The following is a 9,677-nucleotide window of genomic DNA, read 5'->3' as shown; positions in this document are numbered from 1 at the left end:
ATTCAACAATGATGTTGGCTGATCCACCGCTATCGCGAGCAGGCGAAGGCCTACAGGGGGATTTCGGTGGGTCAGAAAGATTTGCTGACGCTGGCAACGACTGTGGCGGTGCAGACGTCTTTGAAACCCCAGTTGCTCAGACATTGGGTTTGTGAGAGATCGGTGTCGATGTAGCTCAGGCCCAACACCACCCCCGCCAGATTGTGGGTGAGTTTCACCTCCCATTCGCGGTACGACTCTTCGGCGCTACCGGACGCCGAATACAAATGCGGATCCTTGAAATCCATATTGCCGTAACGCAGCTTCAAGCCTGAATCGTACGGCAATTCAGTTTCATAACTGATGTAGGTATAGAGCGAGTTCTGCTGGCTATCGATCCCCGGCGCATCGCTGGAGTAATACGCCGCCAGTTTCACCCCATAAACCCCGAGAATCCCGTAGACCTCGCTTTGGTTGAACTGGCTTTCCTTGGGGTAGGCGTACTTGATGTAACCCAGATCGAGACTGACATCCTCGGTCGCCTGCCACAGCCAGCCGCCGTAGTAATCGACTTCCTGACGGGTTTTCAGACCACCGCCGAAATCGACGTTGGAACTCCACGCACCGAGGTACAGACCGCTGCTGTGAGCGAGGGTCAAACCGGCCTGCACGGCGGGGTCATTTTGCGTTTGCGAGATGCCACGGGTGCGGTAATCGCTGGCGAGGGTCAGGTCTACCTCCAGCGCAAAGTCATCGTTCAAGGGGATCGCTTGGCTGCTCAACGGCAGCAGACTGAAAAAACTCAGGGCGAACAGGGGCAAGGCTTTCATGTGAAGTCCCGATGTTGTGATTATTTTTGGGCAGTACGAAAACTGTGGGGGGGAATGCAATCTCAGCCACCCTCACAAACTCTGTGGGAGCGAGCTTGCTCGCGAAGGCGGTGGGTCAGTCAGTGAAGATGTTGAATGGACTGGCCTCTTCGCGAGCAAGCTCGCTCCCACAGGGTGGGATGGTTGTTGTTATTTTGTGGCGGTGTAGACCTGACGGCCGCCGAACCAGGTTTGCAGCACTTTGGTGTCATGCAGGGCTTTGTTGTCGACGCTGAACACATCGCGATCGAGCACGATAAAGTCCGCCTGCTTACCCGGCGTCAGCGAGCCGATCTGCTTCTCCAGGCCAATCGTGCGCGCGGCGTTGATGGTGTAGGCATAGAACATCGTGTCGCGGTCCAGACGTTCCTCGGCGTTGAGCACACCCAACGGGCCGACGCGAGTAATCGCCTGGGCCATGGCATTGAACGGATTTGGCGAAGACACCGGCCAGTCGCTGGCGCCGGCGATCGTCGCGCCCTGTTTCAGCAGTGAATGCGCCGGGTATTGATAGCGAAAGGCGAGGGCGCTGACGTAGGGCTTGATCATGTCGGTGGTGTAGTCGTCGGCACTGGCCCACAGCAGTTGCATTGAGGCGATGACATTGAGCGGTTTGAAGCGGGCGAACTCTTTCGGATTGACCATTTGCAGGTGAGTGATCGAGTGGGTCAAGCCGCTCTGTCGATCCTTGCGCGCCTGAGCGATGCCGTTCAGCGACTCACGCACGGCGCGGTCACCGATCGCGTGGATATGCACCAGCCAGCCGCGCTGATCGATGGCGCTGACCAGTTCGCCGAAATGCTGCGGATCGATCAGCAGTTCGCCCTGTTTGTGCGAGTTGCTGTACGGATCAATCATCGCCGCGCTCTGCGCCGGGAATTCGATCACGCCATCGGCGAAGATCTTGATCCCGGGCAGCGTCAGGTTGGGGATGCCCTGAAATTGCTGGCGCACCTTGTCCAGCGTATCGAGGTCGGCGGGCACGCTTTTCGGGTTGGCTACCAGCAGCGCCGCGACGTGCACGCTCATGTCGCCGCTTTGCGACAGCGCTTTATAAGCCGGCAGCACGCCGACGGTTTTTTCGGTCGGCTTGAGCGCGAACACTGCTTCGCCCGGTGCGGCGTTGGCGGCCGGGTCCATCCAGGCGGTGATGCCGAGGCTGTTGTTGTAGCGCACCGCGGATTTCGCGGCGTTGAGCATGTCGGCGGGGCTCGGCACCGGCATTTTCGAGGCGACCCGATCCCATCCGGCGTCGACCACAAAACCGTTCGGCTCGCCATTGGCCAGTTTGCCGATGGTGTCTTTTTCCGCATCCGGCAGGGTTTTCAGCAGCGCCGCGTCAATCCCGGCACGCTTGAGCATCACATTGTTGGCCCACGCCGTGTGGTGGTCGCTGCCGATAAACACCACCGGCACATTGGCCCATTCGCCGCTATTGAAGGTGTTGCCCAAGGCTTCGGCTTGCGCCCAATAAACCGAACTCATCCCGGCAATGCTCAGCACGTCGCCATGTTTGGCCTTGCCTTCTTCACGCCAGTCGCGCAGGCGTTTTTGCAGTTCGTCGAGGTTGACGACTTCGTCCTCCATGTTCGCCGAGACCATTTCCAGACCGCCGAAAATCGCGTGGGAATGGCTGTCGATCAGGCCGGGCATCAGCGCTTTGCCCTTGAGGTCGATGACTTTTGTGCCGGGTTCGATCAAGGCTTTGATCTGCGCGTCGCTGCCGACTTTCAGCACTTTGCCGTTCTCTACGGCCAGTGCTTGCACCTTGGGTTGCGCGCGGTCGGCGGTGAAAATCTTGCCGTTGAGCAGCACCAGATCGGTGGCGGCCATGGCTTCCATCGAGGCAAAACTTACAGCGGCTGCCAACAGACTCGGGATGAATCTTTTCATTGAAGATTTCCTTGTTATTGCGTCTGATGGCGAGATTAGTGGCTGGTAGCGCCTGACAGAACGCCTGCCTCACGAAAAACGTTTTTGCCTGAATGGAAAAAGCATGGACAAGTTGGGTGCATTGAAAATGTTCGTGGTCACCGCGCAGCTCGGCAGTTTCAGTCGCGCCGCCGAGCAGTTGGGCAAGACCCCGTCGGCGCTGACCAAAGCGGTCAATCACCTGGAATCGGAGCTGGGCGCACGGCTGTTCGAGCGCAGCACGCGGCGGATTCTGCTTACCGAAATCGGCCGTGTGTACCTGGAAACCGCGCGGCTGGTATTGCAGCGGCTGGATGAGGCCAGCGAGGAAATCGAGCAGTTGCAGCACGGTTTGCGCGGCAGCCTGAAAATCACCGCGCCGCTGGCGTATGGGCGGGCATTTCTCGATGAGGTGTGTGACGGCTTTTTGCAGCAATACCCGCAGATCAGCCTGCAAGTGGACCTGTGCGATGCGTTCGTCAATCTGCTGGAAAGTGGTTATGACCTGGCGTTGCGTGAGGGCCACGATGACTTGCCGGGGCTGATTGCGCGGGTGGTCGGCAGCAATCGTCTGGCGTTGTGCGGCAGCCCCGAATACCTCGCGCGCAAGGGCTTGCCGGTGAATCCGCAAACCCTCGAACAGCATGAATGGCTGCTCTATCAGCACCCGTTGCTTAGCCGCGAATTCTGGTGGGCCGAGCGTGACGGGCAGCGTTTGAGTCTGGCGCAACCGACGGCGCCGCTGTTACGCAGTGACAATTATGATTTGTTGCTGGCCAGTGCCCTGGCCGGGCGCGGTTTGCTGCACACGCCGCTGTGGAGCGCCGCGCCGTACATTGCCGACGGGCGACTGGTGCGGGTCATGGCCGACTATGAGATCGACCCGGATACCTTTGGCCCGCATATTCTGGCGGTGTACCCGAGCCATCGGCGGGCCACGGCGAAGGTCGTCGCCTTCATCGATTACATCGCCGAATTCCTCGCCGAACGCGGCCTTGGCTAACACCCACGCACTGATCGCTCCCACGCAGAGCGTGGGAACGATCAAGAACGTAGGAACGATCAACGTGGGGTGGGCCGACCTGCGGCGCTTGTCAGGAAAATCCTACAGGAGTACAAATGTACTCCATGACCAATCTGACTCCCCGTCGTACTGCCATCCTGACCTTTATCCGCGATCGAATCGCCGAACACGGTCAGCCTCCAAGCCTCGCTGAAATCAGCGAGGCTTTTGGTTTTGCCTCGCGCAGCGTGGCGCGCAAGCACGTGCTCGCGCTCACCGAAGCCGGTTTTATCGAGGTCAATCCGCATCAGGCCCGCGGCATTCGCCTGCTCGGGCAACCGCCGCGCCCGGAGCTGCTCGACATCCCCGTGCTCGGCCGCGTTGCTGCCGGTGCGCCGATTGGCGCCGATGCCGACATCCATAGCCGCTTGCTGCTCGACCCGGCGCTGTTCTCCCGCACACCCGACTACATGCTGCGGGTGCAGGGCGATTCGATGATCGAGGACGGCATTCTCGACGGTGATCTGGTCGGCGTGCGGCGCAATCCCGAAGCGCTCAACGGCCAGATCGTCGTGGCGCGCCTCGACGGTGAAGTCACCATCAAACGCTTCGAACGGCTCGGCGCTGAAGTGCGGCTGTTGCCGCGCAACCCGGCGTACCAACCGATTGTCGTGCGTGATGATCAGGATCTGGCCATCGAAGGGGTGTTCTGCGGTCTGGTGAGGCAAGGCTGATGGGCGCCGTCGTTGCGTTGGATACGCTGTTCAATGGCGGCCAGGTCTGGAGGGGTCGGCCTGCGCCGCCGGCCGCCAGTCCGCAACCGACCGGGCACGCCGCGCTGGACGCGGCATTGCCCAGCGGTGGCTGGCCGGAGGCGGCGCTGAGCGAAATCCTGTTGGCCGGCCCCGGTGTTGGCGAACTGCAACTGGTCTGGCCAACGCTGGCGCGGTTGGCGGCGGCGGGTGAGCGCATTGTGCTGGTGGCGCCGCCGTTCGTGCCGTACCCGCAAGCGTGGGAAAACGCCGGGGTCGATCTGCGCCAGTTGTCGGTGATTCAGGCCTCTGAGCGCGATGCCTTGTGGGCGGCGGAACAGTGCCTGCGTTCGGGCAGTTGCGGCGCCGTACTGTGTTGGCCGCACAAGGCCGATGACCGTGCGTTGCGGCGTTTGCAGGTGGCGGCGGAAACCGGCCAGACCCTGGCATTTGCCTGGCGCCCGTTGAGCGAAGCGGTCAACCCGTCACCGGCGGCGTTGCGCATCGCCATCGACGCCAAACCTGCACAGTTGCGCGTCCTCAAGTGCCGTGGCGGACTCGCGCGTACGGCGCCGATTGCCTTTGCCGTGGGTCATTGAGGTCGCCATGCGCTGGGTCTGCATTCTATTCCCGCAATTGGCGCTGGACGCGGTGCTGCGTCAGCGTCCCGATCCCGATGAGCCGTTGGTGCTGCTCAGCGGCCCGGCCCAGCGCCGGGTGCTGCAAGCGGTCAATCCTGCCGCGCGCAAACTCGGTCTGCGCGCCGGCCAGTCGATGACTGCCGCCCAGGCCATGAGCAAGGGGTTTGCCACCGCTGATTACGAGGCTGCCGAGGTCGAGCACTGGCAGCAGTTTTTGGCCGCATGGGCCTACGGTTTCAGCGCGCAGGTCAGCGTGCATTACCCGCGCACCGTGGTGTTCGAGATCGAATCCAGCCTGGGCCTGTTCGGTTCCTGGGCGCAGTTCGAAGCGCGCCTGCGCAAGGAACTGACGGACTTGGGCTTTCGTCATCGCATCGTCGCCGCGCCGAATCCAGTGGCGGCGCGGGTGCTGGCCAATGCTTACGATGGATTGGTGGTGCCCGACGGCGAAGCCTTGCAGCATCACCTTGGCCAGTTGCCTGTCGACCGCGTCGGCCTGGAACCAAGCGTGGCCACGGCGTTGTCGCGCATGGGCCTGCGCAATCTCAGTCAGGTGCAGAGCCTGCCGCGTCAGGCGCTGGCCCGACGTTTCGAGGCGCAGATGCTCAAGCATCTCGACACCTTGTTCGGTGCGCGCCCCTTGGCGCTGGAGTTCTACCTGCCACCGGATCGTTTCGACGTACGCATCGAACTGAATTTCGACGTGCAGTCGCATCAGGCCTTGCTGTTCCCGTTACGCCGTTTGACCGGTGACCTGTCGGCGTTCCTCTGCGGGCGTGACAGCGGCGTACAACGTTTCGACCTGCATCTGGAGCACGCCGGGCTGCCGGACAGCGTGATCAAAGTCGGTTTGCTCAGCGCCGAACGTGATCCGGCGATGCTGTTTGAACTGGCGCGCGGGCGGCTGGAACAGGTGCAAGTCGAGGCGCCCGTGCGCGGCTTTCGTCTGCGCGCCGAGGACCTGCCTAGCTTCGTGCCGCAGTTTCAGGAACTGTTCGACGATCGTCCGCAGCAGACCTTGCCGTGGGAGCAGTTGCGCGAACGCCTGCGTGCACGCTTGGGCGATGACGCCGTGCAGGGGCTGCGTTTTCAGGCTGATCATCGGCCGGAGTGCGCGTGGCAGCACGGCGTCGACAAACAACGCTGCGCAGGCTTGCCCAGTGTGCATCGTCCGGGCTGGTTACTGGGTGAACCGCAGAGCGTGGCGCAGGGTTCGGCGCGGATTCTCATGGGCCCGGAGCGCATCGAATCCGGCTGGTGGGACGGCGACGATGTGCGCCGCGATTATTACCTGATCCAGAACCGCGCCGGTCAACAGGGCTGGGCTTATCGCGCGGTGGGTGAGGGCGGTCCGTTGTGGCTGCAGGGCTGGTTTGCATGAATGACGGTTATGCCGAACTGCACTGTCTGTCGAACTTCAGTTTCCAGCGCGGTGCCTCCAGTGCGCTGGAATTGTTCCAGCGCGCGAAAAAGCACGGCTATCAGGCGCTGGCGATCACCGATGAATGCACGCTGGCCGGGATCGTTCGGGCCTGGCAAGCGGCGAAATCGGTTGAGCTGCCGCTGATCATTGGCAGTGAAATTCGCATCGAAAATGGTCCGAAACTGGTGCTGTTGGTGGAGAACCTGGCGGGTTATCAGGCCTTGTGTGGTTTGATCACCCGCGCCCGACGGCGCACGCAGAAAGGCCAGTATCAGGTGCTGCGCGAGGATTTCGACGAAGCGCTGCCGGGATTGCTGGTGTTGTGGGTGCCGGACTCGCTTGATGACGTGGAGGAGGGTCGTTGGCTGCAGCAGACCTTTGGCGAACGGTTGTGGCTGGCGGTGCAATTGCATCGTGGCCAGGACGATCAGCAGCGGTTGGCGGAGTTATTGAGTCTGGCCGCCGAGTTGCAGATTCCGGCGATGGCTAGCGGTGATGTGCATATGCACGCCCGTGGCCGCCGCGCCTTGCAGGACACCATGACCGCGATCCGTCATCACGTGCCGGTGGCCGAGGCCGGGCTGCGTTTGCATCCCAATGGCGAGCGGCATTTGCGCAGCGTTGAGGTGTTGCGCGAGTTGTATCCGCAGGCTTTGCTGGATGAGTCGGTGAGGCTGGCCCGGCGTTGCACATTTGATCTGGGCGAGTTGCGTTATCAATACCCCAAAGAGTTGGTGCCCGAGGGGCACAGCGCCAGTTCCTGGCTAAGGCAACTGACCAAGGAAGGCATCGCCTGGCGTTGGAAAAAGGGCGCGCCCTTCAAGGTGCTGAGGCAGATCAACAAGGAGCTGAAGCTGATCGCCGAACTCGGCTACGAAAGCTACTTTCTCACCGTACACGACGTGGTGCGCTTTGCTCGTGAGCAAAAAATCCTCTGTCAGGGCCGTGGCTCGGCGGCCAACTCGGCGGTGTGTTTTGCCTTGGGCATCACCGAAATCGACCCGGATCGCACCACGCTACTGTTCGAACGCTTTATGTCCAAGGAGCGCAATGAACCGCCGGACATCGATGTCGATTTCGAACACGAGCGCCGCGAAGAAGTCCTGCAATACGTGTTTCGCCGTTACGGCCGTGGTCGCGCGGCGCTGACGGCGGTGGTCAGCACCTACCACGCTGCCGGCGCCGTACGGGATGTGGCGAAGGCCTTGGGTCTGCCGCCGGATCAGATCAACGCACTGGCCGACTGCTGCGGCCACTGGAGCGATGAAACCCCGCCGCTCGAGCGCCTGCTCGAAGGCGGCTTCGATCCGGACAGCCCGGTGCTGCGCCGGGTGCTGAGCCTGACCGGGCAACTGATCGGTTTCCCCCGGCACCTGTCGCAGCATCCCGGCGGTTTCGTGATTTCCGAGCAGCCGCTGGACACGCTGGTGCCGGTCGAGAACGCGGCGATGGCCGAGCGCACGATCATTCAATGGGACAAGGACGACCTCGACGCGGTCGGCCTGCTCAAGGTGGATATCCTTGCCCTCGGCATGCTCAGCGCGATTCGTCGCTGCTTCGACTTACTGCGTCGTCACCGCAATCTGGATCTGAGCCTGGCGAATATTCCGGCCGAAGACAAACCGACCTACGAGATGATCAGCCGCGCCGACACCATTGGCGTGTTCCAGATCGAGTCCCGCGCACAGATGTCGATGCTGCCGCGCCTGAAACCGGCGAAGTTCTATGACTTGGTGATTGAAGTGGCGATCGTCCGCCCGGGGCCGATTCAGGGCGGGATGGTTCATCCGTATCTGCGCCGCCGGAACAAGGAAGAGGAGGAAACCTACCCGTCGCCAGAACTCAAGGTCGTTCTGGAAAGAACCCTCGGCGTGCCGCTGTTTCAGGAACAGGTCATGCAGATCGCCATTGTCGCCGCCGATTACAGTCCCGGCGAGGCCGATCAGTTGCGCCGCTCCATGGCCGCGTGGAAACGCCACGGTGGCTTGGAGCCGCACAAGGAACGCCTCGCCGTCGGCATGAAGAAGAATGGCTACACGCCAGAGTTCGCCGCGCAGATTTTCGAGCAGATCAAAGGCTTCGGCAGCTACGGTTTTCCCGAATCCCACGCCGCCAGTTTTGCTTTGCTGACCTACGCCAGTTGCTGGCTCAAGTGCCACGAGCCGGCGGCGTTCGCCTGTGCGTTGATCAACAGTTGGCCCATGGGTTTCTACAGCCCGGACCAGATTCTCCAGGACGCGCGCCGGCATCAGTTGCAGATCCGCCCGGTCGACGTGCGCGCCAGTGACTGGGATTGCAGCCTGGAAACCACCACGGCGGCGCAACCGGCGATTCGCATGGGCCTGCGGATGATCAAGGGCTTTCGCGAAGACGATGCCCGGCGCATCGAGGCGGCGCGGGCGCGCGGGGCGTTTGCCGATGTCGCCGATCTGGGCGAGCGGGCGGCGCTCGACAGTCGGGCGCAGGCGTTGCTCGCCGATTCCGGGGCGTTGCGCGGTTTGGCCGGGCATCGGCATCGGGCGCGCTGGGAAGTCGCCGGGGTGCAGAAACAGCTGGGCCTGTTTGCCGGGTTGCCGAGTCAGGAGGAGGCCGAAGTGGTGCTGCCCAAACCCAGCGTTGGCGAGGATCTTCACGCCGATTACAGCACCGTCGGTACCACGTTGGGGCCGCATCCGCTGGCGCTGTTGCGCGGCCAGTTGAAGGCATTGCGCTGCCGCAGCTCGCAGGAATTGCTCGACGTCGAGCACGGTCGGCCGGTGAGCGTCGCCGGGCTGGTCACCGGACGCCAACGGCCGGGCACTGCCAGCGGTGTAACCTTTGTAACCCTGGAAGACGAATTCGGCAACGTCAACGTGGTGGTCTGGCGCGATCTGGCCGAGCGTCAGCGGCAAGTGCTGGTCGGTTCGCAATTGCTCAAGGTCGATGGCCGCTGGGAGCGCGAGGGCGAAGTGCGCCATCTGATCGCTGGCCGGCTGAGCGACCTCAGCCCGTTGCTAAATGGCATCCGCGTACAGAGCCGCGATTTCCACTGATCAACACAACCCTTGTAGGAGTGAGCCTGCTCGCGATATCGGTGTGTCAGACAACATCAACGTGAAT

The 9,677-nt window shown here is 62.2% G+C and carries 7 protein-coding genes; 5 read left to right on the top strand and 2 right to left on the bottom strand.

Annotation, left to right across the window (positions count from 1 at the left end):
• Nucleotides 1–71: 71 nt before the first annotated feature.
• Both ACW9IR_RS26925 and ACW9IR_RS26920 read right to left on the bottom strand, forming a co-directional pair.
• Nucleotides 72–809, bottom strand: a complete 738-nt coding sequence (locus tag ACW9IR_RS26925) for a TorF family putative porin (RefSeq protein WP_457465674.1) — start codon at nt 807–809, stop codon at nt 72–74.
• Between the two features lie 189 nt (nt 810–998).
• Nucleotides 999–2,741: an amidohydrolase gene (locus tag ACW9IR_RS26920; protein ID WP_457465672.1), complete on the bottom strand. Its 1,743-nt coding sequence runs from the start codon at nt 2,739–2,741 to the stop codon at nt 999–1,001.
• Nucleotides 2,742–2,844: 103 nt separating this feature from the next.
• Between ACW9IR_RS26920 and ACW9IR_RS26915 the strand changes: the two genes are divergently transcribed.
• The 5 genes from ACW9IR_RS26915 to ACW9IR_RS26895 all read left to right on the top strand — a co-directional run bounded on the left by ACW9IR_RS26915 (nt 2,845) and on the right by ACW9IR_RS26895 (nt 9,610).
• Nucleotides 2,845–3,762, top strand: coding sequence for a LysR substrate-binding domain-containing protein (locus ACW9IR_RS26915; protein ID WP_457465670.1), 918 nt, complete (start codon nt 2,845–2,847; stop codon nt 3,760–3,762).
• 116 nt (nt 3,763–3,878) lie between these two features.
• Nucleotides 3,879–4,496: a transcriptional repressor LexA gene (gene lexA, locus ACW9IR_RS26910; RefSeq protein WP_095121012.1), complete on the top strand. Its 618-nt coding sequence runs from the start codon at nt 3,879–3,881 to the stop codon at nt 4,494–4,496.
• The gene (gene imuA, locus ACW9IR_RS26905) at nt 4,496–5,113 is read left to right on the top strand and encodes a translesion DNA synthesis-associated protein ImuA (protein WP_457465668.1); all 618 of its coding nucleotides are present in this window, start codon (nt 4,496–4,498) and stop codon (nt 5,111–5,113) included. The genes lexA and imuA overlap by 1 nt, the downstream gene beginning before the upstream one ends.
• A 7-nt stretch (nt 5,114–5,120) precedes the next feature.
• Nucleotides 5,121–6,536 carry a Y-family DNA polymerase gene (locus tag ACW9IR_RS26900; RefSeq protein WP_457465666.1) on the top strand — a complete coding sequence of 472 codons (1,416 nt, stop codon included), beginning with the start codon at nt 5,121–5,123 and terminating at the stop codon, nt 6,534–6,536.
• Nucleotides 6,512–9,610: an error-prone DNA polymerase gene (locus tag ACW9IR_RS26895; RefSeq protein ID WP_457465664.1), complete on the top strand. Its 3,099-nt coding sequence runs from the start codon at nt 6,512–6,514 to the stop codon at nt 9,608–9,610. Before ACW9IR_RS26900 ends, ACW9IR_RS26895 begins: the two co-directional genes overlap by 25 nt.
• The last annotated feature ends 67 nt before the right edge of the window (nt 9,611–9,677 follow it).

This window comes from Pseudomonas sp. SDT291_1_S447, from assembly GCF_054070155.1.
This window is presented reverse-complemented; position numbering and strand designations above follow the sequence as displayed.

Coding starts and splice junctions, on each gene's coding strand:
- ACW9IR_RS26925 (WP_457465674.1), bottom strand. CDS start 809: ATGAAAGCCTTGCCCCTGTTCGCCCTGAGTTTTTTCAGTCTGCTGCCG.
- ACW9IR_RS26920 (WP_457465672.1), bottom strand. CDS start 2,741: ATGAAAAGATTCATCCCGAGTCTGTTGGCAGCCGCTGTAAGTTTTGCC.
- ACW9IR_RS26915 (WP_457465670.1), top strand. CDS start 2,845: ATGGACAAGTTGGGTGCATTGAAAATGTTCGTGGTCACCGCGCAGCTC.
- lexA (WP_095121012.1), top strand. CDS start 3,879: ATGTACTCCATGACCAATCTGACTCCCCGTCGTACTGCCATCCTGACC.
- imuA (WP_457465668.1), top strand. CDS start 4,496: ATGGGCGCCGTCGTTGCGTTGGATACGCTGTTCAATGGCGGCCAGGTC.
- ACW9IR_RS26900 (WP_457465666.1), top strand. CDS start 5,121: ATGCGCTGGGTCTGCATTCTATTCCCGCAATTGGCGCTGGACGCGGTG.